Annotated in this window: 38 protein-coding genes; 29 read left to right on the top strand and 9 right to left on the bottom strand. The window is 69.8% G+C overall.

Features of this window, described 5'->3' with window-relative positions:
• Positions 1 to 103 precede the first annotated feature (103 nt).
• The 3 genes from ACIBTS_RS09355 to ACIBTS_RS09345 are packed head-to-tail and all read left to right on the top strand — an operon-like array spanning position 104 to position 878.
• On the top strand, positions 104 to 427 hold the full coding sequence (locus ACIBTS_RS09355; protein ID WP_399317884.1) for a hypothetical protein: 324 nt from the start codon (positions 104 to 106) through the stop codon (positions 425 to 427).
• A complete protein-coding gene (locus ACIBTS_RS09350) occupies positions 424 to 630 on the top strand; it encodes a helix-turn-helix domain-containing protein (protein WP_399317881.1) in 207 nt (68 codons plus the stop codon). The genes ACIBTS_RS09355 and ACIBTS_RS09350 overlap by 4 nt, the downstream gene beginning before the upstream one ends.
• Positions 630 to 878, top strand: coding sequence for a hypothetical protein (locus tag ACIBTS_RS09345; protein WP_399317879.1), 249 nt, complete (start codon positions 630 to 632; stop codon positions 876 to 878). Before ACIBTS_RS09350 ends, ACIBTS_RS09345 begins: the two co-directional genes overlap by 1 nt.
• Before the next feature lie 54 nt (positions 879 to 932).
• Here the strand turns inward: ACIBTS_RS09345 and ACIBTS_RS09340 are convergent, their stop codons facing one another.
• Complete coding sequence (locus ACIBTS_RS09340) at positions 933 to 1,424, bottom strand: GIY-YIG nuclease family protein (RefSeq protein WP_399317876.1); 492 nt, start codon at positions 1,422 to 1,424, stop codon at positions 933 to 935.
• A 15-nt stretch (positions 1,425 to 1,439) separates the two neighbouring features.
• Positions 1,440 to 1,703, bottom strand: coding sequence for a hypothetical protein (locus tag ACIBTS_RS09335; protein WP_399317875.1), 264 nt, complete (start codon positions 1,701 to 1,703; stop codon positions 1,440 to 1,442).
• 175 nt (positions 1,704 to 1,878) lie between these two features.
• Here ACIBTS_RS09335 and ACIBTS_RS09330 point away from each other — a divergent pair, with 175 nt between their 5' ends.
• The 18 genes from ACIBTS_RS09330 (at position 1,879) to ACIBTS_RS09245 (ending at position 12,396) form a co-directional block, all read left to right on the top strand.
• On the top strand, positions 1,879 to 2,661 hold the full coding sequence (locus tag ACIBTS_RS09330; protein WP_399317873.1) for a hypothetical protein: 783 nt from the start codon (positions 1,879 to 1,881) through the stop codon (positions 2,659 to 2,661).
• Positions 2,661 to 3,542, top strand: coding sequence for a hypothetical protein (locus ACIBTS_RS09325; protein ID WP_399317871.1), 882 nt, complete (start codon positions 2,661 to 2,663; stop codon positions 3,540 to 3,542). The genes ACIBTS_RS09330 and ACIBTS_RS09325 overlap by 1 nt, the downstream gene beginning before the upstream one ends.
• A gap of 73 nt (positions 3,543 to 3,615) precedes the next feature.
• Entirely contained in the window at positions 3,616 to 4,554 is a 939-nt protein-coding gene (locus tag ACIBTS_RS09320; protein WP_399317870.1) for a hypothetical protein, read from the top strand.
• Complete coding sequence (locus ACIBTS_RS09315) at positions 4,551 to 5,318, top strand: hypothetical protein (RefSeq protein WP_399317868.1); 768 nt, start codon at positions 4,551 to 4,553, stop codon at positions 5,316 to 5,318. Before ACIBTS_RS09320 ends, ACIBTS_RS09315 begins: the two co-directional genes overlap by 4 nt.
• Positions 5,315 to 5,629 carry a hypothetical protein gene (locus tag ACIBTS_RS09310; RefSeq protein ID WP_399317866.1) on the top strand — a complete coding sequence of 105 codons (315 nt, stop codon included), beginning with the start codon at positions 5,315 to 5,317 and terminating at the stop codon, positions 5,627 to 5,629. The genes ACIBTS_RS09315 and ACIBTS_RS09310 overlap by 4 nt, the downstream gene beginning before the upstream one ends.
• Positions 5,626 to 6,039, top strand: a complete 414-nt coding sequence (locus ACIBTS_RS09305) for a hypothetical protein (RefSeq protein ID WP_399317864.1) — start codon at positions 5,626 to 5,628, stop codon at positions 6,037 to 6,039. The genes ACIBTS_RS09310 and ACIBTS_RS09305 overlap by 4 nt, the downstream gene beginning before the upstream one ends.
• Before the next feature lie 243 nt (positions 6,040 to 6,282).
• Positions 6,283 to 6,483: a hypothetical protein gene (locus ACIBTS_RS09300; protein WP_399317863.1), complete on the top strand. Its 201-nt coding sequence runs from the start codon at positions 6,283 to 6,285 to the stop codon at positions 6,481 to 6,483.
• Between the two features lie 100 nt (positions 6,484 to 6,583).
• Positions 6,584 to 6,904, top strand: a complete 321-nt coding sequence (locus tag ACIBTS_RS09295; protein ID WP_399317861.1) for a hypothetical protein — start codon at positions 6,584 to 6,586, stop codon at positions 6,902 to 6,904.
• Positions 6,905 to 6,959: 55 nt separating this feature from the next.
• Positions 6,960 to 7,727 (top strand): hypothetical protein, encoded by a 768-nt coding sequence (locus ACIBTS_RS09290; RefSeq protein ID WP_399317860.1) that lies wholly within the window; start codon positions 6,960 to 6,962, stop codon positions 7,725 to 7,727.
• Positions 7,724 to 8,608 carry a DNA-methyltransferase gene (locus tag ACIBTS_RS09285; protein ID WP_399317858.1) on the top strand — a complete coding sequence of 295 codons (885 nt, stop codon included), beginning with the start codon at positions 7,724 to 7,726 and terminating at the stop codon, positions 8,606 to 8,608. The genes ACIBTS_RS09290 and ACIBTS_RS09285 overlap by 4 nt, the downstream gene beginning before the upstream one ends.
• Before the next feature lie 131 nt (positions 8,609 to 8,739).
• A complete protein-coding gene (locus ACIBTS_RS09280; protein WP_399317856.1) occupies positions 8,740 to 9,696 on the top strand; it encodes a hypothetical protein in 957 nt (318 codons plus the stop codon).
• 334 nt (positions 9,697 to 10,030) lie between these two features.
• Positions 10,031 to 10,402 carry a DUF2493 domain-containing protein gene (locus ACIBTS_RS09275; protein ID WP_399317855.1) on the top strand — a complete coding sequence of 124 codons (372 nt, stop codon included), beginning with the start codon at positions 10,031 to 10,033 and terminating at the stop codon, positions 10,400 to 10,402.
• A 70-nt stretch (positions 10,403 to 10,472) separates the two neighbouring features.
• Positions 10,473 to 11,090 (top strand): hypothetical protein, encoded by a 618-nt coding sequence (locus tag ACIBTS_RS09270; protein ID WP_399317853.1) that lies wholly within the window; start codon positions 10,473 to 10,475, stop codon positions 11,088 to 11,090.
• The gene (locus ACIBTS_RS09265) at positions 11,087 to 11,263 is read left to right on the top strand and encodes a hypothetical protein (protein ID WP_399317852.1); all 177 of its coding nucleotides are present in this window, start codon (positions 11,087 to 11,089) and stop codon (positions 11,261 to 11,263) included. The genes ACIBTS_RS09270 and ACIBTS_RS09265 overlap by 4 nt, the downstream gene beginning before the upstream one ends.
• Complete coding sequence (locus ACIBTS_RS09260; RefSeq protein ID WP_399317851.1) at positions 11,260 to 11,484, top strand: hypothetical protein; 225 nt, start codon at positions 11,260 to 11,262, stop codon at positions 11,482 to 11,484. Before ACIBTS_RS09265 ends, ACIBTS_RS09260 begins: the two co-directional genes overlap by 4 nt.
• Positions 11,481 to 11,696 (top strand): hypothetical protein, encoded by a 216-nt coding sequence (locus tag ACIBTS_RS09255; RefSeq protein ID WP_399317849.1) that lies wholly within the window; start codon positions 11,481 to 11,483, stop codon positions 11,694 to 11,696. Before ACIBTS_RS09260 ends, ACIBTS_RS09255 begins: the two co-directional genes overlap by 4 nt.
• Positions 11,693 to 11,866, top strand: coding sequence for a hypothetical protein (locus ACIBTS_RS09250; protein WP_399317848.1), 174 nt, complete (start codon positions 11,693 to 11,695; stop codon positions 11,864 to 11,866). Before ACIBTS_RS09255 ends, ACIBTS_RS09250 begins: the two co-directional genes overlap by 4 nt.
• Positions 11,863 to 12,396, top strand: coding sequence for a hypothetical protein (locus tag ACIBTS_RS09245; RefSeq protein ID WP_399317847.1), 534 nt, complete (start codon positions 11,863 to 11,865; stop codon positions 12,394 to 12,396). Before ACIBTS_RS09250 ends, ACIBTS_RS09245 begins: the two co-directional genes overlap by 4 nt.
• Before the next feature lie 460 nt (positions 12,397 to 12,856).
• On the opposite strand, the gene ACIBTS_RS09240 is transcribed toward ACIBTS_RS09245, so the two are convergent.
• The 3 genes from ACIBTS_RS09240 to ACIBTS_RS09230 all read right to left on the bottom strand — a co-directional run bounded on the left by ACIBTS_RS09240 (position 12,857) and on the right by ACIBTS_RS09230 (position 14,286).
• Positions 12,857 to 13,192, bottom strand: a complete 336-nt coding sequence (locus tag ACIBTS_RS09240) for a hypothetical protein (RefSeq protein WP_399317846.1) — start codon at positions 13,190 to 13,192, stop codon at positions 12,857 to 12,859.
• Positions 13,193 to 13,439: 247 nt separating this feature from the next.
• Complete coding sequence (locus tag ACIBTS_RS09235) at positions 13,440 to 13,745, bottom strand: hypothetical protein (protein WP_399317844.1); 306 nt, start codon at positions 13,743 to 13,745, stop codon at positions 13,440 to 13,442.
• Entirely contained in the window at positions 13,738 to 14,286 is a 549-nt protein-coding gene (locus tag ACIBTS_RS09230; protein ID WP_399317842.1) for a hypothetical protein, read from the bottom strand. Before ACIBTS_RS09230 ends, ACIBTS_RS09235 begins: the two co-directional genes overlap by 8 nt.
• 170 nt (positions 14,287 to 14,456) lie before the next feature.
• On the opposite strand from ACIBTS_RS09230, the gene ACIBTS_RS09225 reads away from it, so the two are divergent.
• The 7 genes from ACIBTS_RS09225 to ACIBTS_RS09195 all read left to right on the top strand — a co-directional run bounded on the left by ACIBTS_RS09225 (position 14,457) and on the right by ACIBTS_RS09195 (position 18,030).
• A complete protein-coding gene (locus ACIBTS_RS09225) occupies positions 14,457 to 14,621 on the top strand; it encodes a hypothetical protein (protein ID WP_399317840.1) in 165 nt (54 codons plus the stop codon).
• Positions 14,618 to 14,785, top strand: a complete 168-nt coding sequence (locus ACIBTS_RS09220; protein ID WP_399317838.1) for a hypothetical protein — start codon at positions 14,618 to 14,620, stop codon at positions 14,783 to 14,785. The genes ACIBTS_RS09225 and ACIBTS_RS09220 overlap by 4 nt, the downstream gene beginning before the upstream one ends.
• The gene (locus ACIBTS_RS09215) at positions 14,785 to 14,991 is read left to right on the top strand and encodes a hypothetical protein (RefSeq protein ID WP_399317837.1); all 207 of its coding nucleotides are present in this window, start codon (positions 14,785 to 14,787) and stop codon (positions 14,989 to 14,991) included. Before ACIBTS_RS09220 ends, ACIBTS_RS09215 begins: the two co-directional genes overlap by 1 nt.
• 79 nt (positions 14,992 to 15,070) lie before the next feature.
• The gene (locus ACIBTS_RS09210) at positions 15,071 to 16,204 is read left to right on the top strand and encodes a DUF2637 domain-containing protein (RefSeq protein ID WP_399317835.1); all 1,134 of its coding nucleotides are present in this window, start codon (positions 15,071 to 15,073) and stop codon (positions 16,202 to 16,204) included.
• Complete coding sequence (locus tag ACIBTS_RS09205; protein WP_399317833.1) at positions 16,201 to 16,827, top strand: hypothetical protein; 627 nt, start codon at positions 16,201 to 16,203, stop codon at positions 16,825 to 16,827. The genes ACIBTS_RS09210 and ACIBTS_RS09205 overlap by 4 nt, the downstream gene beginning before the upstream one ends.
• A gap of 16 nt (positions 16,828 to 16,843) precedes the next feature.
• The gene (locus tag ACIBTS_RS09200) at positions 16,844 to 17,347 is read left to right on the top strand and encodes a hypothetical protein (protein ID WP_399317831.1); all 504 of its coding nucleotides are present in this window, start codon (positions 16,844 to 16,846) and stop codon (positions 17,345 to 17,347) included.
• Entirely contained in the window at positions 17,347 to 18,030 is a 684-nt protein-coding gene (locus tag ACIBTS_RS09195) for a hypothetical protein (protein ID WP_399317830.1), read from the top strand. Before ACIBTS_RS09200 ends, ACIBTS_RS09195 begins: the two co-directional genes overlap by 1 nt.
• 698 nt (positions 18,031 to 18,728) lie before the next feature.
• Here ACIBTS_RS09195 and ACIBTS_RS09190 read toward each other — a convergent pair.
• The 4 genes from ACIBTS_RS09190 to ACIBTS_RS09175 are packed head-to-tail and all read right to left on the bottom strand — an operon-like array spanning position 18,729 to position 19,502.
• Positions 18,729 to 18,944, bottom strand: a complete 216-nt coding sequence (locus tag ACIBTS_RS09190; RefSeq protein ID WP_399317828.1) for a hypothetical protein — start codon at positions 18,942 to 18,944, stop codon at positions 18,729 to 18,731.
• A complete protein-coding gene (locus ACIBTS_RS09185) occupies positions 18,941 to 19,123 on the bottom strand; it encodes a hypothetical protein (protein WP_399317825.1) in 183 nt (60 codons plus the stop codon). Before ACIBTS_RS09185 ends, ACIBTS_RS09190 begins: the two co-directional genes overlap by 4 nt.
• The gene (locus tag ACIBTS_RS09180; RefSeq protein WP_399317823.1) at positions 19,120 to 19,281 is read right to left on the bottom strand and encodes a hypothetical protein; all 162 of its coding nucleotides are present in this window, start codon (positions 19,279 to 19,281) and stop codon (positions 19,120 to 19,122) included. The genes ACIBTS_RS09185 and ACIBTS_RS09180 overlap by 4 nt, the downstream gene beginning before the upstream one ends.
• Complete coding sequence (locus tag ACIBTS_RS09175) at positions 19,278 to 19,502, bottom strand: hypothetical protein (protein WP_399317822.1); 225 nt, start codon at positions 19,500 to 19,502, stop codon at positions 19,278 to 19,280. The genes ACIBTS_RS09180 and ACIBTS_RS09175 overlap by 4 nt, the downstream gene beginning before the upstream one ends.
• Before the next feature lie 107 nt (positions 19,503 to 19,609).
• Here ACIBTS_RS09175 and ACIBTS_RS09170 point away from each other — a divergent pair, with 107 nt between their 5' ends.
• Positions 19,610 to 19,996 carry a hypothetical protein gene (locus ACIBTS_RS09170; protein ID WP_399317820.1) on the top strand — a complete coding sequence of 129 codons (387 nt, stop codon included), beginning with the start codon at positions 19,610 to 19,612 and terminating at the stop codon, positions 19,994 to 19,996.
• Positions 19,997 to 20,002 lie beyond the last annotated feature (6 nt).

Below are 20,002 nucleotides of genomic sequence, written 5' to 3'. Positions count from 1 at the left end.
TCCCTCCCGGCGCGCCGCCCCCACGGCGCGTCACCGGGTCGGGCCCCGCACTTCCCCCAACGCGGCGGCCCGACCCGGACCCCAGACCCGATCGGAGGAACCGATGCCCGCCCAACAACCCACCCTCGACGGCACCCTCCCGCAACCCGCCGGCGACTACCACAGCTGGGTCGACGAGGTCCGCGAAGCCTTCGTCGAAGCCGCGCGTACTGGCCGGCGCTTCACTTCGTACGAGATCGCCAAAGCCAACGAACTCCCCGAGCCCGCGAACCCGAAAGCCGACTGGGGCAACTTCGTGCAATCCCTCGTTCGCGACCAGGTGATCGAGCAGTGCGGCTGGGACGAGACCCAGCGCCCGGGCGGAGAGCACTCCGGCGTGAAGGTCTGGCGCGGCACCCGCGCCGCACAAGCCGGGAGGCTCGCATGACCGGCATCCCCACCCGCGGCGAAGCCCGCATCCGCCTCCGCGAGAAAGCCGCCCGCCTCTACATCGAGGGCTGCACCATCGCCTCCACCGCCCGCCAAATCGGCCGCTCCTACGGCTGCACCCGGCAACTGCTCCTCGAAGCCGGCGTGCGCCTCCGACGACCCGGCGGCCAGCGCGTGACCAGCTTCCGGAGGGCCGTCTGATGGCCCGCTCGATCGGCATGGCCGCCGACGCCACCGTCTACCGCGCCGTCATCACCAAGCATCTGCGCGACGGCACCACGGTCACCGAGTACGAGGGCCCCTACGGATCCATCGGCGCAGCCCGCGCCCGCGTCTCGTTCTGGACCAACTACATGGCCGTCCTCGACGAGGAGACCTGCGAGCCCACCGGGGAGAGCCGGGCGTCCGGCTACGTCGAACAGGGCTCCGTCGCCTGGACGCGGACCTGACCACAGCACGACGAAGGCCCCGCACACGGCGGGGCCAGGGAGGAGACGACAGTGTCAGGACTTCGGGGCGGGTGCGATCTTCGCAACCCACTCGCGGGTCATGCCGGACCAGCGGGCCATGTCCGACGGACCGACGCCTTGCGCGCGCCAGGCCACGAACAGCTCGCGCAGCGCGGTGTCGTCCCGCTCAAAGGCGGCAACGGCGCGGGCGCGCCTCTCCGTGGCGGCGCGGATCTCGGCCTCGGCTTTGCTGACCTCGGCTGTCGTCATCATCTGCTCAGGAACATGGGCGATCAGGTGCGGTCGCACCGTGTTGAAGGCGGGGCCTTCGGTGTGGATGGCCAGAGCCTCCGCCTGGAGCGCCAGCGCTCGCGTCGCGTACCACGTGACCTGCTTGTCAGCGACCTTCGGCCACCAGCCCTTGTCCCCTCGGTGCTGCTTCCAGCGAAAGGCAGGGTCGTTGGTAATGCCGACGTACAGCAGCCCTCCCCGCCTGTCGAAGAGGCGGTAGAGGGCGGTGCGCTCGTTCATGTCTGGCGTGGGCAACGGCGGTCTCCTCGGTCAGGCCGGGGAGTCGTCTCCCGGCCGGGCTTTCTTCCTGCTGGTGACGGTCGGCTCACGAAGTCGGCCGATGTCATTGGCACGGGCGATCCGACGGATCGTCTCGTAGCTGTAGCCAGTCGCGGAGGCCACCGTCTTCGGCCTGATTCCGGCACGCAGGGCGTCGACGACGGCGGTCTCGAACTGCTTGGCAGCAGCGTCTTCGGCGGCGCGCTTGGCGTCCGCCGCCTGCTTCAGGCGGGTCACGGCTTCCTCCTCGGTCATGGCGGCATGGTCCCACGCGGATGTGTCCACATCCAGTTGCCCAACCATAGCCAACATTCATGTGTGCAAGTGTATGTTGGCTATATCGGTTCGCGCCACCCGCACCACAGACCTCCCTGAACTGGGGGTCTCACACACGTGCCCCGAACTTGCCCGCAAACGAAAGGAGGACTGCGTGACCGACATCGTGCAGGCACCGAACATCGAGGAAGCCCGCGCCCGAGCCGACCGCATCCGCTCCGGCATGCGCGTCCTCGCCGAATGGCAGCAAGACGTCATCACCGCCTACGCCGCCCAAGACTGGGTTGCACTCGGCTATGAGACATGGGACGCGTACCTCGACGGCGAGTACGGCGAGCACCGTGTCCGGCTCCCTCGCGAACAACGCCGCGAGATCGTCGCCGGAATGTCCGCCGCGGGCATGTCCACCCGAGCCATCGGGGCGGCGCTCGGCACCGGAAACGCCACGGTGCATCGCGATCTTCAGTCGTCTGTTTCAGATGAAACAGACGCGCGGCCCGATGTCGTCCTGTCCCTCGACGGTCGCGAGCGGCCCGCCACCCGGCCTGCGCCCGAGGAGAACTTCTGGGACGAGCCCGGCACGGACGAAGTAGTCGACGCCGAGGTCGTCGATGAACCTACGCGCTCCGAGCCGGCCAAGCCGAAGCGGCGCCCCCTCCCCGAGGCCCTCACCGACGCCGGCCGCGACCTCGCGCGCACCGCCGAACGTCTCGTCCGCCTCACCGAAGACGACCGGTTCCCCAGGAACCGGGACATCACCCACCACCAGATGCCCGAACTCCTCGGCGCCCTGGACAACACCACCCGCCTGATCCAGGCCATGCACCTCGACCAGGCCCAGACAAGCGAAGAGGCCCGCCGCTGGTGGGCGACGAGCCTCCACAACATCTCCGACGCCCTCACCGACGTCGCCAACTCCCTCGAACAGGAGAAGTAATGAACAATCCCATCGTACCCAGCACCACCCACGACGGCCCGATCTACACCGTCGTCGACATCACCCCCGACCTCGCCAAGAAGTGGCTCGCCCAAAACACCCACAACCGCAACCTCCGCGAGCGCGTCGTCAACGGCTACGCCGCCGACATGCGTGACGGGAACTGGGTCGAGGACGGCCAGAGCATCAAGTTCGCCAAGGGCGACACCGTCCTCCTCGACAACCCGCCCATCATCGGCGGCGCACTCCTCGACGGCCAGCACCGCCTCAGCGCCGTCGCCACCGCCAACACCACCATCCGCATGCTCGTCGTCTCCAACCTGCTCGACAGCACGCAGGAGACCATGGACACCGGCGCCAAGCGCAGCCTCGGCGACGTCCTCAAACTCCGCGGCGAGGAGCACTACGTCTCCCTGGCCGCCGCCCTTCTCCGCGTCTTCGTATGGAAGCACGGAGCCCGCCGCAACCTCAGGCTTGCAGGAGAAGCGCGCCCGACACACCGCCAGCTCCTCAAGGTCCTCGAAGAGCACCCCGAACTGCGACGCTCCGCCGAGATCGCAGGCCGCGTCAGGAGCTCCGTTCGCCTCACGTCCAGCACCGCCGGCCTGTGTCACTGGCTCTTCAACCAGATCGATCGGGTCGACTGCGCCTTCTTCTTCGCCCGCCTCTGCGACGGCGCTGGCCTGATGCCCGGCGACCCCGTCTACGCCCTGCGTCGGGTGGTGGAGAACCTCGCCAAGGGGACCGGCCGCCCCGACGAGGCGTACATGACCGCGTTGGTGATCAAGGCGTGGAACCTCTACCGGGCTGGCCAGGAAGTCCAAACGCTCGCCTTCAAGTCCGGTGGAGCGACCCCTGAGGCGTACCCCGAGCCTAAGTAGCACCACCCGCGGGGCCGCTGGCGCGCGGCGGCCCCGCCTCCTTCCTGATCAGTACGGACGAGAGAAGCTCTTCATGGCCTGGTTCGCCCTCGACGACGGGTTCGACACGCACCCCAAGGTGCGCAAGGCGGGCAATGCCGCCGTCGGTCTGTTCGTGCGCCTCGGCGTGCACGCAACCAGGCACCTCACGGAGGGCCACCTCGACGGCGACATCGTCCGCAGCTACGGCACCGAACCCAACGTGCGCAAACTCATCGCCGTCGGTCTGCTCCATGCAGCCGGACACCAGTGCCCACGGTGCGAGCAGCCGGCCGACGGCGACTACGTCATCCACGACTATCTCGACTACAACAAGTCCCGCGCGCAGATCGAGAACGCCCGCGAAGCCGCCCGGAAACGGCAGCAGAAGGGCCGCGACACGGCCCGCTCGAACCGGAATCACGCGCGAATCGGCTCCGATTCGGGCTCGATTCGGAGCGGAAACGGATCCGAATCGGAGCGGAAACGGGGCCGAAAAGACCCCCTGTTTGACGACTCCACCGCAGGTCAGGACGGCCTGTCACGGCGTGACACCCATGAGGGTGCAACGGGTGTCCCCTCCCCTCCCCTCCCCTCCCATAACTACGACGTGGCTGATGTAGATGGGGGATCTACCGGTAGTAGGGCCGCTGATCTTGACGCTCTTGCGCCCGCTCCTATTGAAGTCGACGGCTTCCAGCTGACCGACTCCATGCGCCGCTGGTGCCACGCCACCTACCCGGCCCTCGACGTCGACCACGCCACCGCCCAGTTCGTATCCCACTACCGCTCCACCGGCGCCCGCCGAAAGTCGTGGCCCGACGCCTGGCAGAAGTGGATCCGCGACGACGCCCAACGCGCCGCACAACGCCGCCCGTACACGCCCTCCAACGTCATCGCCCTCCCCGGCCAGCCGCTCACCGGAACCGACGCGAAGGTCGCCGGCTGGGCTGCCATCGCTGCGCAACTCGCCGAGCAAGGAGACTCCGCGTGAACCCGACCGAAGCGGCCGAACTCCTCGGCCACGCCGCAGCCTTCGACAACCGCAACCCGTCCGCCGCTGCTGCCGTCGCCTGGGCCGCCGCCCTCGACGACGTCCCGTTGGACACGGACGCGAAGGCTGCGGTGGCGGTCTACTACCGCACCCCGCCGCAGAACCCGAACGAACGCCTGTGGATCCTCCCGCACCACATCCGCACCCTCCGCTCCAAGATCCGCAGCAAGCGGCTGGAGAACTTCCAGTACGAGCCGATCGCCGACGAGACCGACGCCGAGTTCCTGGCCCGCTACCGCGGCCAGGTCCAGGCCATCGCCTCCGGCCGCTCACCGGCACCCGTCGGCCGGCTCGCTCTCACCGGCGGCCCGGCGAAGAACGTCATGGAGGAGTTGGAAGCCCGTGGCTGGGAAGGCAACCGCACCGTCCCGGACTCCGACGAGGAGGCCGTCGCCGCGGAGTTGATCGACACGGTCCGCCGTACCGGCCCGCTCGGCGTCCAGTGCCCCGCCTGCGGAGCGGCCATAGGGCGCCCGTGCAAGACGCCCGGGGGCTCGGAGAAGCGGCCACTGGGCAAGCCCCGCCCCAAGCCGCACAGCGCCCGCCTACGGGCCGCCGAGGGCGTCGCGGAGGCCACGGAGGCGGAACGCGAAGCGCAGGCAGACCGCATCCGGCAGATGTCCGCCGCCCACCTCGCCCGCCAGCAGGCCAACGCCGAGGACATCCCGGACGCCGTGATCGTCGACGAGGAGCCGAAGCCGTGACCGACCGCCCGCGTTACACCGCGCCCATGCCCGACGAACTCCACCACCAGCTGCGTACCGGCCAACACCCCGCCCGCTCCGTGCCCTGCACCCACTGCGGGGCACGAGCCCACCAGCCGTGCACGTTGCGCAAGTCCGGCCGGCTGCTCCCGAAGCCGCACCCGCAGCGCATGACCGACTGGGCCCGCACCACCGCCTGCTGCCCGGAATGCCAGGGCGAGCCCGGAATCACCTGCCGCACCCCGGACGGCTTCCCGCTCACCACCGTCCACGCCCGCCGCTACCAGGAAGCAGAGGAAACGCTCGCATGACCACCACCCCGCCCGACCCGGCCATCGCCGCCACCGACCTGTGGGACCACCTCGTCGACTGGCAGCCCGCCACCGCCGCCGCCCTGCTGTGGAAACTGCGGGCCCTCGACAACGACTGGCCGCTGCGCGTTTTCGGCGTCGGACGTCCCGATGCCGCGCTCGCCCTGCCGTCCGGCGCCGAGGGCGACGTCTACGACGACCAGGTTCCGGAGATCGCTCCGTACGCCGACGACGGCGCATGGCAGCACTGCCCCGCCTGCGGCGAGCGCGGCGGGAACTGCCGCTACCACGATGGCTACAACACCGGACGGCACGGGTTGTACAAGCCGCTGCTGGAAGCGCTGAAGGCCGACGAGACAGTGACTGTGAAGGCGTTCCTCGCCAGCCTCGACGACGAGGCCGAAGGATGACCGCCCGTAAGTGCGCGGGCTGCGGCCGGACGCTCCGCAAGAGCCCCGGCCCCTACGGCCCCACATGCGCCAGGAAGCTCGCAGGAGCCCCCCAGGGCGCCCGCGCAGCCCCTCCGGGCCCCCGACTGCCACCCAAGCCCCCGCAAGCCCTCACGCGCCGCCCAGCGCCCCTCACGCCCGGACAGGTCGAACTCCCCCTCGCCTACCAGCCCACCCCCTGGCCCCTCTGAGAAAGGCACCCCGATGAGCATCCGCATCAACCTCCCCAACATCCGCACCGCCGACCGACTCATCGAAGCCCTCTACAACGCCGCCGGACAACGCCCCCACACCAGGCAAGCCACCGAATGGCTCGCCATCGCCGCCGAACTCGAAGCAGCCATCGACCAACTCCCACCCACCTACCCGCCCCGCGAACGCCACCTCCACGCCGTGAGCGCCTAACCCCACACCGCCGGCCACCCCAACCCGAACCGCACCGACACCGCCGCCTAACCGATCACCACCGCGCCCGCGCAACCCCACCACACGAAGGCAGACCACCATGACCCGCTTCCAGCCCACCACCCAGCACCCCGGCTTCAACCACCAGTACGACGGCGTCCTCATCGTCGAGTTCGACGACGGCGACATGGCCGCCCTCACCGCCGACCGGGGCAAAGCCGAGACCGCCGTGGCCGCCCATCTCCGCAAGCAGCACGGCATCGACGACGAGACCGAACTCCGCGACGAGCTCGCCGAACTGGTGCCGCAGTGGGTGGTCTTCGAGTGGCAGCCCGAAGATCCCGAATCCGCCTGGCTCATGAAGATCGCCGATCGGGACGCCGACCAAGCCTTGCACGTGCACTACCTGCCCGCCGCCTGACCGCCCGCCCCAAACCGCGAATGCCAACCAGATGGTTGGAAACCGGAGGAAACCCGTGAACCAGCAGCCCACACCCCTCACCGACCAGCAGATCGACGACATCGAAGCCATCGCCGCCCGCGTCGCAGATGACCCGTTCTACGTGTCCGACTGCGAGGGCAGCCTGCAGGTGTGGCGCGAGAAGGCACTCACCCACGTCCGCCGCGACGAGTCCGGCGAGATCGACATGTACTCGTTCCCGTCCACGTACAAGGTCACGGACCAGATCGTCGAACTCGACCTGAGCACCTGGGATCCGGGCGAGGACGAGATCGACGACAAGCAGCGGCAGGACATCCACGATCTTGTGGAAGCGCGCGCCGTACTGCCCGTGCTCGTCGCCGAACTCCGCAGGCTCCGCGCCCGCGTCACCGAGCTGGAGGGCCCGGCCGTCGAAGCCCGCGCCGCTCTGGCCGCGCTCTGCTACGACCTCGACGACCCCGGCACGGCCGCCCTCGGCGCGCTGTACCTGCTCTCGCAGGCGACCGTCGGCGTGGACGCCCCGCGCGACGACGCTGCCGTCGCCCTGGCGCGGCACGACGCGCAGGTTCTGCGGAAGGCCGCGGAGACGCTGGAGGCGACCGACCGCGACGACGACGCGATCAACCTCCTGTACCTGCTCGCCGACGACGTGGAGCGCCCCGAGGAGACGCACGTCGTCGCGGACGACAGCGACGACCCGGAGCACGTCGACGACTGCCCCGGCTGCGAGGCGTTCACCCTCACCGGCCACCGGGCCGCTGCTCCTGCCGTGTCTGGTGCGGCCGACAGCAGGCCGGCATGAACGGGCGCGCGGAGTACTACCGCGACGAGCAGGTGACCCTCCTCCTCGGTGACGCCCTGGACCAACTCCGCACCCTGCCCACCGGCTCCGTCGACTGCATCGTCACCAGCCCGCCCTACTACTCGCTACGCGACTACGGCACGCCGGGCCAATACGGGCAGGAGGAAACCCCAGCCGCATACGTCGCCGCCATGCGCGCCGTCTTTGCTGAAGCCCGCCGTGTCCTCGCCGACGACGGCACGCTCTGGCTGAACCTCGGTGACACGACCGTGGCGAAGAACCTGCTGGGGATTCCCTGGTGGACAGCCTTCGCCCTCCAGGACGTCGGCTGGATCCTCCGCAACGAGATCATCTGGAACAAGATCGACTGCATGCCCGAGTCGGTCCGCGACCGGCTCAGCAACCGGCACGAGCACCTGTTCCTGTTCACCAAGCACACCCGCTACGCGTTCGACCTGGACCCGATCCGTGAACCCGTGAGCGACGACACCAAACGCCGCCCCGTCCTCGACTGGGAGACCCGCAAGGGGCGCGGGGAAGCGATGCGTCAAGGCGCGGGCGGCGCGTCAGCAGCGGGCGTTCAGCGAGTGGCCGCGAACCCGCGCGGCCGCAACCCGGGCGACGTGTGGTCGATCCCGACTGGCCGCTACCCCGGCGCGCACTTCGCGGTGTTCCCGATCGACCTGCCGCTCCGCTGCATCAAGGCGGGTTGCAAGCCAGGCGGAACCGTCCTCGACCCGTTCTCCGGCACCGGCACCACCGGCGCCGCGGCCCGCCAGCTCGGCCGGAAGTACGTCGGGATCGACCTCAACCCCGCCTACCACGACCTCGCCCGCGAGCGGTTCGCGCAGGGGGTCCTCGACCTCGACCTGCCCGCATGACCGCCGCCCCGACCCCCTGACCCGTACCGGCGGCTCGCAGTCGAAGTGCGAGCCGCCGGCCCGCCCACCTTACGGAGGAACCCGTGACTGACCACCGACCGCGACCGATCGATGTTTTTCACGACGAGTGCATGGCCCGAGCTGAAGCCGAGCGGGCGCCTGCCGCCTTGCCGTCTGTTGTCGTGTCCGCCAACCGGGCCACGCTGCGCGACCGGATCGCCGACACCGTCACGCCATTCCTCGCGAACTTCTCCGACGAGGAAGCCGCAAGGATCAACGCCGCCGAAGTTGCTGACGCGCTGCTGGCCGTCCTGCCCGCCCCAGCGCCCGTGTGCATCTGCGGGCACTCGAAGCAGCAGCACTTCGAGGACGCCTGCATCACCGAGATCACCGGCTGCAACTGCGGCGACTACCTGGAGCCGCAGGACGCGGCCGAGGTGATCGACCGATGGAGGCAGGCGGCCCTTCATGCCCGCGCCACCAACCGGGCCACGCTGCTCCGGGAAGCGGCCGAGGAGGTGGCCAGCCATCCCGGTCCGATCCCGTACCGGCCGCAGCTCGACGAGGACGGTGGCTTCTGGTGGGACACCCGCGACAGGGACGCAGTCGTCGCCCTGCTGCGCCGCATGGCCGACTGCCCGGCCTGTGAGACCGGCATCGAGCACGACGTGCACTGCCCGACGCCGGAGTCCCACAACTGGGGCTGTGGCTGCCAGCCGGGCCCGAGCCGTGTGGCCGCCGAGGAACAGCCCGCCGAGACGCAGGCTGCCCGACCCGAGCCCGACAGCCCGCGCTGCGCCGCCTGCACGCATCCGAAGCGCGACCACGACGGCCGAGCCGACCACCGGGCCCGCTTCTCGCCGCTCGTTGCCGGGGAGCCGTGGTGCCACGCCTGCAAAGCGCCCTGCGACTACGCCGAGCGGCCCGCCGTCGGGGAGCAGCCCGACACCCAGACACGGGAGGCGCAGCGCTGCCCGGCCAAGCACGGCGCCCTCGGCCGGATTTGCAAACTCCCGCTGGGCCACACCGGGATGCACACCGGCAGCGGCCCGAACGGCGGTGCGGTCTGGGACGGAGACGCCCCGTGACCGCCCTGCCCGCTTGCCTCCCGGCCGGGATCGCCGCCTGCATGGTCGCGGCCGGGGTGTGCGGGGCCCGTGCGCGTGGCTGTGCGGGCGCTGGAGGGCCCGAGAGCCCCTCGTGCGGCTCTCGCGACGCCGGGGGCGCTCCTGACGCCTCAGATGGGCGTGTACGGCTTCCGGTGGTTTCAGCGCCGCCGACCGGTACGACCGCAACAGGCCCGTCCTGCTCCCGCAGTTGTTGCCAGACGGCCCCGCAGCCCGTCGGCAGGGGTTTTCCCGCACCGCGCCCGCAACGGCCCTCAGAGGCCCGCACAGAGACTCTCGACCCACAGGAGACCGCATGAAGCCCTACCGGATCTTGGTAACCGGCAGCCGCGACTGGGAAGACCAACAAGCCGTCTACGACGCCCTCGCCAACGTCGTCCGCCCGCTTCCCGCCGACCGCAAGATCGTCATCGTGCATGGCGCCTGCCCCACCGGCGCAGACCAGATGGCGCACGAGTGGGCGCGCGGCTTCGGCGCCGTGATCGAGGCCCATCCCGCGAACTGGGTGAAGCACGGCCGAAAGGCAGGCCCGATCCGTAACGCCCTCATGGTCGTCGCAGGCGCAGACATCTGCCTCGCCTTCATCAAGGACCAGTCCCGGGGCGCGTCCTACACCGCACGCCTCGCCGACTCCGCCGAAATCCCCGTCCGCCGCTTCACCGCCTGAGCCTGCCCCTCGGCCGCCCCCACCCGGGGCGGCCCCGCCTGAGCCGCACGCCCGACCCGAAAGGCACGACATGACCATCGCCATCGACTTCGACGGAGTAATCCACGCCTACACCCAAGGCTGGCAGGACGGCACCATCTACGACCCGCCGATCGCCGACGCCCTGTACGCGCTCGAACTCCTCATGCAGCGCGACAGCGTCTTCATCCACACCACCCGCAACCCGAAGCAGGTGGCCCGCTGGATCGAGCAGACCTCCCAGCACGACATCGACTGCACCACTCACCTGCCCCGCACCTGGTACGGCCGCCGCAAGCCGTTCTGGAACACGCGCGGCCTGCTCCTCGTCACCGATCGGAAACTCCCCGCGACCGTGTACGTCGACGACCGGGCGCACCGCTTCGAGTCCTGGGGGCAGACGCTGACCGCGCTCGGCGTCGAAGTCCACGGCATCGAGCAGGGATCACCAGTCGACTGGCAGGCCGTGGCGGCTGAGCGAGAGCAGCAGTTGAAGGCGGCGCTCACGCACCAGCAGCGGGTGAAGGACGCGCTCGACGTCATCCACGAGTGGCAGCGCAACGGCGAGTCGAACGACTACCTGACCCGCGTGCACAAGGCCCTGGCCCCGCCCATGTCCGGCAACTCGCAGGCCGCCCGCGCGGTCCTCGGCACCCCGGACCAGCCATGACCGGCGTCCAGCTCACCCTCGAATGGTCGGAACCCTGCAACACCCCACCACCCACCGACACCCCCACCCCCGGGGACCTCCGCCAAGCCGAAATCAACGACCTCCGCAACCAAGGCGGCAACCTCGCCGGCATCTACCGCGCCACCACCATCCACGCCCCGGAGTACCTGTGACCGCCCTCCTCGCCGCCGTGTTCGCGCTCGCCGCCGGCTGGTGCATCGGCCACCGCACCGGCCGCACACTCCGCCGCGCCTCCGCCCAAGTCGAGGCGATCATCCGCACGACCATCCCCGACCTGGCACCGATGCCCGACTGGGACCACGTCGCCGAACAGACGCGCTTCGACGAATGCTTCGGAGACATGATCAACCACTACGACGAGGACGCCGCATGATCCAGGCCGGACAGATCTACCGCAGCCTCGACCCCCGCGGCGGCCCCCGTATCCGCATCAAGTCGTATCGTCCCGGTGACGCCCGCGCCCACATCGTCGACGCCCACGACGGCAAGCGGTTCCGGCAGATCCTCGTCACCGCCCTCCACGACAGCGACAGCACCAAGACCGGAGCCCAACGGCGCACCGGCTACGTACTGGAGCAGCCGTGATCGCCCCGTCGAGCAGCCCCCGCGGCGAGCGCGCGCCAAAGCCGGGCGTCACCTGGGACACCGTCCTCACCCGCACCGAGCAGCTCGTCGACGACGACACCCCCGACCAGACCCCGCCCAACCGGGCCACCCGACGCGCCCTCAAACGCGCAGCAAGGAAGCAGCGATGACCGAGCCCACCCCATCCCGGCGCGCCGAACTCCGCGACGAGATCATCAAAGCCCTCGGCCAGATCAAGACCACCCCGCCCGTCGCGCACCGCCGAGAGCAGGCCGACCACGTCCTTGCCGTCCTGTACCGGGAATGGCCGTGGCTGCGCGCCGAAGCCGAAGAACTCGCCGAAGCCCGCCAGCACCTGGCCGCCGCCTACGCGCAACGCGACCGCCTCCGCCAGCGCATGAACACGCTCGCTGACCGCTGGGACCTCGAAGGACCGCCGCCCGGCAACCAGCCGCTGACCGAACTCCGCAACGAGATCAGCGTCGCCCCGTTCGACCCCGAAGGCGCGATGACGGTGCGGGAGTACACGGAACGCGGACGGACGCTGTGGGCGTTCCGCTGCTGGGGCACCGACACCTGCGACGGCTGGCTCGGTCTGGGGCATCACACGCAGTCGTCGGCGCTGGCAGAGCGGGAACGGCATGTGGCCGAGGCCCACGCCGGCACCAGCCCGGCAGCGACTGAAGCGACCGACACCTGAACAGCACGCGGCCCGCCAACCCATCAGGTCAGCGGGCCGGCGGGCGCCCTCCGTTGTGCGCCCACGACGCTACGCCCGCAACGTCGACACCGGAAGACCGCGGCCCCTGTGCCGCACCCACCCGCTGTCGGCGGCCGGTCTTATCATCAGAGCGCGGGCTGGTTTCCATGGCTGGACTGGTCCGTGCTGCAACATCTCGTACAGCGAGGCCCCCGGTTGTCGATCGACCGGGGGCCTCGTCGTTGTCGTGGATCATCCTGCTGTCCGCTTCAGCCTCACGCGCACGCACTAAGGCCGGGCTTCGCCCCCGGAATATTGATGAGGGCGGGAGCGACAGCGACAGTGTTGCCCCGGCAGTGTTATGTAACCCCGTGTTGGTCTTTTGAGGCCGCATCGTGGAAGTGTTCCGGCTGGAGGTGTTCCACGCTGGAAGGCCCCACGACTGACACCTTCCAGGAGATCACTCTCTCGGAACGTCATAGACCGTCAGGATCGTCACGAAATCCCCTGCGCCCGGTTGCCCTGCGGGGATCTTCGTCTTCGTGCGGATCATGTAACCGAACTCTTCAAGCTCCGCGAAGGCACGGCGGAATGCACGCCGGCTTTCCGCCCGTGCGCCCCGGTGCCTGTCGGCGGTCTCCCACAACTTCGCCGCGTTGGTCTGCCAGCCAGGCCGGTGCGCGAGGATCTGAATGAGCACCAAGCGAGCCAGAGCGCCCAACCGCTCGTCGAAGACCAGCTCGTTCGGGAGTTGCGTGAAGTTCTTCTTCGGCTTCGACCGTTCGACAATCAGCACCGGCCGCTCCCTGTCTGGCAGGGGCAGGCTTGGAACGCTATGGTCATGAGTAGTGCTTGTCCTCTCTGGCGATAGGTCGGCATGGCGGACCTGGTGGGTCCAGCGCGGCGGGGGTGGTGCCCCGCTCAAAGCGAAAACGGCCGGACGGATTGAGCCCCGTCCGGCCGTCGCCGTTTCAGATCATTCTACGTGCCAGAAGCGGCCGAAGTGGCTTGACTCGGTGGCAACTTGGACACAGCGGACGAGGTCACGGACGCCACGAATTCCGGTAGTCCTCATGGTCGCCGCCATGCACGAAAGCCAAAAGCCGCAGCTGCTGTTCGGCGATCCGACCCGTTGGTCCAGCAGTCCCGAGATAGGGCCGGATCGTCTCATCGAAGAGCGCGAGCCTGGTCTCGGCGGCCTGAACCTTGAAGCGGACATGCTCTCCTGCCCGTACTGGGTCGCCCCCCAACGTGGGCACGCCGTGAGTGATGAGTAGGACGCCAGCGCGACGCTCCCACTCGATCTCCTCCGTCAGCCGATCGGCGACGAACTGCACCAACTCATCCATCTGACGCCTTCGCCTTCCCCAGCTTCAGCTTCGCCGCCACCTCGGCCGCCTCATGCCACACCTGCGCCTGATCCTCCAGGTCCCGACGCATCTCCTCCTCGGCCTCCACCGACAGTTCCTGCGCCTTCGACTGGAGCGCGGCCACCACCTCAGCAACCACCGCCGCACGGAAGGCGTCGATCTTCTCACTCGCGCGCTCCGAGTTCGCAGGCGAATGCTCCTTGCCCTGCATCGCGAAGGCGTACAGGTCCTTACGGGCGTCAACGGTCGTGATCACGGGATCTCCTTGTCGCGGCGGGGCTAGGGCCCTCTTCTTTCGCGGCTGCTTGGCAGGCCCCCGACCGCGCTTTCGTGACCGCATGTACGGCCCCAGCAGCTCGTAGGGGAGCATCCGCGTCTTCCCGACGACTCGGTAGTCGTTGGGGCCGATCGGCCAGCCGGACAGTGGATCGCGGGCCAGCCTTCGCAAGCCCTCCGCCGTCATGCTCTCGGCGATGCCGTCTTCGACGAGCCGTTCGGCAGCCTCGGTGAAGGACAGCATCGTCCGCTGCTCCTCTCCTGGCGTGTCTTCGGGCATGGGCCCACCTTCCCAGACTTCTTGCGCTGAACGCAAGAAGTAGCTACGGTCGTACAGCACCAACAGAACGGCCCGGCGTGAGTTCGCACCTCGCGCCGGGCCAGCCATCCACCTGCCTACCAGGAGAGATGACCGTGCCCGACTTTACGTCCCAATGCCCCGCCCCGGCCATGACCCCGGCCGACATCGCCGCACACCAAGCCGCCACGTACGTCCGTACCGCGCCCCTCAACGCCCAAGCCCGCGCCGCCATGCAGCGCCTGGAGACGGCCCTCAACACCAAGGCGGGCGTCCGATGAGCGAGCACCCCAACCCAGCCGTCACCGACCAAAACGCCACCCCCGCCCAACTCCTCGCCCGCGCCGCCAACGACTACGCCACCCAACAAGCCGCCAACCGCAAGAAGGCAGAGCAAGGCGGCACCGAAGACCGCCAAGGCATCCTCCCGGGCGGCGGCAACTGATGGCCTGGAACCCCTTCCGCTCCGGCGCAGACCGCCAACTCGCCGAGAAGAAGTACACGGGCCGCGAGTCCGCCACCCAACAAGCCGCACGCACCCGACGCCAAGGCCACCGCCGCAGCCTCCTCGGCACCGCCCGCGCCGGCCAAGCCTGGGAAGACCAGGACCGCAAGCAGGAGCGGCAACGCCGCGGCCCCTACCGCCAATAACCCCCACCCCAGAACGGCCGGCCCCCGCGAAATCTCCCCCCCGCGGGGGCCGGTCCCCGTCCGCTCCCGGAGGAGCACCGTGAAGACGTCCACCGGCGACCGCCCCAAGCTCACCGACCTGCAACACCGACTCATCATCGGCGTCGGCCTCGGAGCAGCCGTCATCGCGACGATCGGCTTCGCAGGCTCCTACGCCGCCGTGCGCAAGCTCGCGGAAGCCAAGCACTTCGGCACGTTCGCCATCGTCTTCCCGATCGGCGTCGACGCGGGGATCCTCGTGCTGCTCGCCCTCGACCTGCTCCTCACGTGGCTGCGGATGCCGCTCGCGCTGCTCCGCCATATCGCCTGGCTCCTCACCGCCGCAACGATCGCGTTCAACGCGGCCGCCGCCTGGCCCGACCCCATCGGCACCGGCATGCACGCCGTAATCCCGATCCTCTTCGTCGCCGTCATCGAAGCCGCCCGCCACGCCATCGGCCGCACCGCCGACATCACCGCCGGCCGCCACATGGACTCCGTCCGCATGGTCCGATGGCTCCTCGACCCGATCTCCACCTTCCGCCTGTGGCGGCGCATGAAGCTGTGGGAGCTGCGCTCCTACGAGGCCGTGATCCAGCTGGAGCAGTCTCGGCTCGTCGAGCGGGCCCGGCTGCGCGCTCGGTACGGACGACGCTGGCGAAGCAAGGCCCCGGTCTCCGCGGTCATGGCGCTGCGGCTCACCCGGTACGGGCGGCCCCTGAGCCCGGTCTCAGGCGTCCTCGACATCGAGCACGCCCCGGCTCACTCTGAGCCCGCCCCGATCGAGGTCGCGAGTCGTGAGCCTGAGCCCGGCTCAACCCGTGAGCCCGCGCGTGAGCCGGGCTTCGAGACGACTGTTCAGACCGCGCTCGTCGTCGCCGGACCCGAGCCCATCACGCACCCGGCTCCGCTCCTCGTGCAGCCCGCTGACCAGCAGGGATCACGTGAGCCGGTCTTGAGCCCGGCTGAGCCGACCCTCGTGAGCCGCGCTGAGCCGAGCCCTGAGCCCGCGCCTGAGCCTGAGGTCGACGAGGCCGAGCGGCAGATCCTCGAACTCGCCAACCGGCTCAGGAACGGCGAGCCGCTCACCAAGACCACCGCCGCCGAAATCCTCGCCGTGAGCCCGGCCACCGCCGGCCGACGGCTCAAGGAAGCCCGCGGCCGGATCAACGAAGGGACGGGGTTCTACCCGTGAGCCGTACTCCTGGAGCCGACGAGCGGCGGATACGCCACTTCCTCAACCGGCTCGGCGCCCGCCCCCTCGGCCACCCCGCACCCCAGGGAACCCTCATGACCGACACGCCCGCCCCCCGGAAGAGCGCCCCCCGCCTCCCTGACTGGTGGCGCAGCCGCACCCCCGCACCGCCCGCCGCCGACCCGGCCTCCGAACTGGACTGGTGGGACGCCCTCTATGCCGACGACACCACCTCGGACGAAGACGCACGCCAGCCGGACAGCCGTTGGACTCCGCAACCCGACTACTGGCCCCGCCCCCACATCCCGGTCGCCCTCACCGCCACTCCCGAGCGGGCCGCCGCGGCCATCAGCCCGAAGACGCGCGCGGCCCTGTACAACGCCAGCGCAGCCGGAGCCGGTTGGGGCCTCGGCCTGTACCAGCCGTGCGCTGCAGCGCTCGCCGACTGCGGCACCAACTACAGCACCAGCGGCGCCCTCGTCCTCGGCATCGGCGGATGCCTGCTCATCGCGCACGTGTGGGACCGCCGCACCCGTCACTGGTGGCCCGGCATCGCCTGGGCCGCCCGCATCCCCCTCGCCACCACCATTCTCGCGCTCGCCCTCTGGGCACCGGCCGCCTGACCAGGAGAAACCCAGCATGCTTCAGCACCTTGCCGCAGCCCAGGAGATCAGCGTCGAGGGCGGCCGCATCCTCGGCACCGTCGGAGCCGGCGGCATCGCGACCGCGCTCACCGTGATCCTCGTCGCCGGGATCCGCGAACCCAAGGCCAGCGGCGGCGCACCGGGCGGAGGCGGAGGCGGGAAGAAGAGCCGCATCCGCAAGAAGCTCACCTCCGACCAGGCGCAGTGGACAGGCGTGGCCGCAGGCACGCTCTACATGACGGCCGGGTCGATCTGGACGGTCGGGGGGAACCTGTCCGACGCGTTCGCCACGGTGTTCACCGGCGGCGGGTTCGGGTCGGCGGGTATGGGCGCGGTGTCGCTGGGGCTTGCCGCGCTCATGTACTTTCGCGAGCTGTCCCCGGGGAAGGCCGCGTTCACGGGGATCCTTGCCGCCGGGGTGTGGGCGAAGGCCGGTGGTTTGTGGGGGTTGCCGCAGGCGTTGATCCTGACCGGCGGGCACGCGTTGGGGATCATCTGATGAAGATCGTCAAGGAGGTAGGGGAGCAGCCCCCCGCCCCCGGCCTGCACCGTCGTATGGCCGCAGAGCTGCGCCCCATCCTCGCCGTCCGCGGGGTTGGGGCCTCCCTGTTTGCGGGCTCCATCGTCCTCGTCCGCCGCTGCTGGACTCTCCTCGGCCGGCACCTCGACGGCTGGGAACGCTTTGGCGCGCTCGCGTTCGGCGGATACGTGACCGTGTACGCGGCGATCCACGCCCCGCACATCGCCCGGTTCGCGGTCCCCGGGGCCGCGATCGTCTGGTGCACCGCCGCATGGTGCGTGGCACCACTTCCCGGGCCTCCTGTGGATGAGGAGGGCGCGTCCGATGAGGAGTCGGAGGCGCTGCTCTCCCTCGACGAGTTCTCCGCCGTCGTCCGCCGCGTATCCCGGCACCGGCAGGGAGCCCACCTGGCAGACCTCCTCCAGGAGCCCGAACTGGTCGGCTGGACACAGCCCGAGCTGAAGGCGGCGGCCGTCGCTTTCGGGCTGCCCGTGGAGGAGTTCAAGCTGATCCTCGGTGGGCGGCAGCGGGTGAGGGACGGGATCCGCGTCCGGGACCTCCCGCCCGCCCCCGACACGGCGCCCCCCGCGAGCACCCCGTCAGGCACCCCCGCGGACCCCGCTCCCCAACCCCTCCCCGCCCGACCCCCAGGGACCGGGTAGAAAGGTAGGAACCGCAGGTCAGCGCATGCCCCTACTCTTCTCCTACCTACCGTCCTACCCGTCCGAGAGAGGCCCTCGATGCCCTACGAGTACCGGTGCCCTCGGTGCCGCGCGAGCAGCCCGCCGGCCACGAGACGGGCCGCCGAGGCGTACCGGCAGCAGCACCGCGACCGTGAGCACGGCGGCCTTGTCCCGGCCGGCGAGTGCATCGTTCGGGTGTCTGGCAGCACGCCGGATCCGGATAGCCGGTACGTCAGCACGCGCGCCCTGCTCGGCGGTCTGGGGCTGCTCGCCCTCGCCGAGTTCCTTGCTCGCGTCCTCGGGCGCTGACCGCGCCTGCCACACTGACACCTACGCGCCGGGACCGCCCGGCACCTCGAAGGCCCAGCCGATTCCCCCCGTCCGGCTGGGTCTTCGCCTATTCCGGGACTGGCTCGGGCCGTGGCGGGGCCGGGACAGCCCGCGCCATCCACCGGTCGCTGGCGATCTGGCAGGGCAGCATGACGGGGATCAGGCCGGCCGCGACAAGGAGTTCGAGGCCCTCGACGCATTCGTCTCGGCTGTCGGCTTGGATGCTGTACCGCTTCGCCACCCGGTCAGTGTGCCGTGACGGTGTGACAGCGGCGGCCGGTTCGGGTGGAATCGGACGCGAAACGGCCCCGCACCGGAGTTCGGGCGGGGCGTCGTCATGCGGTGGGCTACTGCCGGAGGAGGAGGGCCTCGTACTCGTCGCACTCGCCCCGCTCGGCGGTGCGCGCGTTGCAGCCTTCACTGTGCTCGTGGATCTCGAACTTCCCCTCGGCTGCGACCGCACACTCGGCGCAGCAGTAGTCGATCCCCTTCTTGACCTTGCGCATACAGTCCGGCTTGAGGCACTTCCGGAGTTCCATCGGGAGGCCTAGTGGAGTGTTCATGGTGTGGGCTCCCCTACAGCGTCGTCGGGCCAGGGCTCGTCGTCGTCCGGTGGGCAGGTGCACAGATCGGACCATTCGGCTACGCCGCATTCGCATCGGGGGCAGTCGCAGGAGCCGATGCCGTCGCCGTATCCGTGGTGCAGGTCGGGCAGACCGCACACGTCGCATCGCTCGCTCACGTGGGCTCCTCTGCGACCTCGACCCACTCTGATCCGTCCCACCGGACGGTCAGCGGCTCATCCGTGTACTTGTCGAAGCCTGTTCGGGTGTTGTTCTCTCCGTCGTCCAGGTAGGCCGTCGATCCACTCCCGGACTCAGTGCGGTATCTGACCTTCATCCGGTCGTCTCCTCGCTGCCCGCCGGGCGTTCGCGCTGCCACTCGTCCAGCTTCGGCCGGTGGGGCTGGGTCACGCCAGGACGCCTTAGATACCAGGCGACGAGGTCCTTGATGACGCGTCCTCGGTCGCTGTCCTGCGTCTTGGCGGCGGCGAGGAGGTCGGCCCAGTCGTCGTCGCTGATGCGGACTGATCGGTGCTGGGTCTTGGGCTTGTCTGGCATGGGGTTCAGCCTACCGGGTGTACGTACAACTGGATAGATGCAAGGGGTTGCGGTGTACGTACACCGCGCGCTACGGTGTACGTACACCAGGAACGAGGGGGAACCCGATGAACACCGCCGCCACCCGCACCCGCCGCAACGACCTCTACGCCGCCGCGAAGACCTGCAAGGCCCTCGGCTACCGCACCCTCTCCGGCGCGATCGTGTCCCTCGTCGAGACGGGCCGGCTCATCCTCATCACCGGCTTCCTCAACCGCATCGGCGGCTCCGACCTCCCCGACGGCAAGGTGTCCTGGCTCGGCCGGCACTGCGCGAAGGCCTACCGCGAGACGCACGGCAACAGCCCCATCCGGGTGTGGGCGCAGCACCGCACCACCGGAAAGTGGAACCACGTCTACGCCTACGGCCCCATCGACCCCGCCCTGTACGCCGGCCTCCGCACCTACAAGGGCACCCGCCACCTCCTCGCCTCCTCGTACACGGAGGCCGCCTGAACCAAC

The sequence above is a fragment of the Streptomyces sp. NPDC050121 genome (genome assembly GCF_044460385.1).
Taxonomy (GTDB): Bacteria; Actinomycetota; Actinomycetes; order Streptomycetales; family Streptomycetaceae; genus Streptomyces; species Streptomyces soliscabiei.
This window is presented reverse-complemented; position numbering and strand designations above follow the sequence as displayed.

What these genes read in the sequence shown, in the direction of transcription:
- ACIBTS_RS09355 (WP_399317884.1), top strand. Translation starts at nt 104, where the DNA reads ATGCCCGCCCAACAACCCACCCTCGACGGCACCCTCCCGCAACCCGCC.
- ACIBTS_RS09350 (WP_399317881.1), top strand. Translation starts at nt 424, where the DNA reads ATGACCGGCATCCCCACCCGCGGCGAAGCCCGCATCCGCCTCCGCGAG.
- ACIBTS_RS09345 (WP_399317879.1), top strand. Translation starts at nt 630, where the DNA reads ATGGCCCGCTCGATCGGCATGGCCGCCGACGCCACCGTCTACCGCGCC.
- ACIBTS_RS09335 (WP_399317875.1), bottom strand. Translation starts at nt 1,703, where the DNA reads ATGACCGAGGAGGAAGCCGTGACCCGCCTGAAGCAGGCGGCGGACGCC.
- ACIBTS_RS09325 (WP_399317871.1), top strand. Translation starts at nt 2,661, where the DNA reads ATGAACAATCCCATCGTACCCAGCACCACCCACGACGGCCCGATCTAC.
- ACIBTS_RS09320 (WP_399317870.1), top strand. Translation starts at nt 3,616, where the DNA reads ATGGCCTGGTTCGCCCTCGACGACGGGTTCGACACGCACCCCAAGGTG.
- ACIBTS_RS09305 (WP_399317864.1), top strand. Translation starts at nt 5,626, where the DNA reads ATGACCACCACCCCGCCCGACCCGGCCATCGCCGCCACCGACCTGTGG.
- ACIBTS_RS09300 (WP_399317863.1), top strand. Translation starts at nt 6,283, where the DNA reads ATGAGCATCCGCATCAACCTCCCCAACATCCGCACCGCCGACCGACTC.
- ACIBTS_RS09295 (WP_399317861.1), top strand. Translation starts at nt 6,584, where the DNA reads ATGACCCGCTTCCAGCCCACCACCCAGCACCCCGGCTTCAACCACCAG.
- ACIBTS_RS09285 (WP_399317858.1), top strand. Translation starts at nt 7,724, where the DNA reads ATGAACGGGCGCGCGGAGTACTACCGCGACGAGCAGGTGACCCTCCTC.
- ACIBTS_RS09280 (WP_399317856.1), top strand. Translation starts at nt 8,740, where the DNA reads ATGGCCCGAGCTGAAGCCGAGCGGGCGCCTGCCGCCTTGCCGTCTGTT.
- ACIBTS_RS09275 (WP_399317855.1), top strand. Translation starts at nt 10,031, where the DNA reads ATGAAGCCCTACCGGATCTTGGTAACCGGCAGCCGCGACTGGGAAGAC.
- ACIBTS_RS09270 (WP_399317853.1), top strand. Translation starts at nt 10,473, where the DNA reads ATGACCATCGCCATCGACTTCGACGGAGTAATCCACGCCTACACCCAA.
- ACIBTS_RS09265 (WP_399317852.1), top strand. Translation starts at nt 11,087, where the DNA reads ATGACCGGCGTCCAGCTCACCCTCGAATGGTCGGAACCCTGCAACACC.
- ACIBTS_RS09255 (WP_399317849.1), top strand. Translation starts at nt 11,481, where the DNA reads ATGATCCAGGCCGGACAGATCTACCGCAGCCTCGACCCCCGCGGCGGC.
- ACIBTS_RS09245 (WP_399317847.1), top strand. Translation starts at nt 11,863, where the DNA reads ATGACCGAGCCCACCCCATCCCGGCGCGCCGAACTCCGCGACGAGATC.
- ACIBTS_RS09235 (WP_399317844.1), bottom strand. Translation starts at nt 13,745, where the DNA reads ATGGATGAGTTGGTGCAGTTCGTCGCCGATCGGCTGACGGAGGAGATC.
- ACIBTS_RS09230 (WP_399317842.1), bottom strand. Translation starts at nt 14,286, where the DNA reads ATGCTGTCCTTCACCGAGGCTGCCGAACGGCTCGTCGAAGACGGCATC.
- ACIBTS_RS09220 (WP_399317838.1), top strand. Translation starts at nt 14,618, where the DNA reads ATGAGCGAGCACCCCAACCCAGCCGTCACCGACCAAAACGCCACCCCC.
- ACIBTS_RS09215 (WP_399317837.1), top strand. Translation starts at nt 14,785, where the DNA reads ATGGCCTGGAACCCCTTCCGCTCCGGCGCAGACCGCCAACTCGCCGAG.
- ACIBTS_RS09200 (WP_399317831.1), top strand. Translation starts at nt 16,844, where the DNA reads ATGCTTCAGCACCTTGCCGCAGCCCAGGAGATCAGCGTCGAGGGCGGC.
- ACIBTS_RS09195 (WP_399317830.1), top strand. Translation starts at nt 17,347, where the DNA reads ATGAAGATCGTCAAGGAGGTAGGGGAGCAGCCCCCCGCCCCCGGCCTG.
- ACIBTS_RS09190 (WP_399317828.1), bottom strand. Translation starts at nt 18,944, where the DNA reads ATGAACACTCCACTAGGCCTCCCGATGGAACTCCGGAAGTGCCTCAAG.
- ACIBTS_RS09180 (WP_399317823.1), bottom strand. Translation starts at nt 19,281, where the DNA reads ATGAAGGTCAGATACCGCACTGAGTCCGGGAGTGGATCGACGGCCTAC.
- ACIBTS_RS09175 (WP_399317822.1), bottom strand. Translation starts at nt 19,502, where the DNA reads ATGCCAGACAAGCCCAAGACCCAGCACCGATCAGTCCGCATCAGCGAC.
- ACIBTS_RS09170 (WP_399317820.1), top strand. Translation starts at nt 19,610, where the DNA reads ATGAACACCGCCGCCACCCGCACCCGCCGCAACGACCTCTACGCCGCC.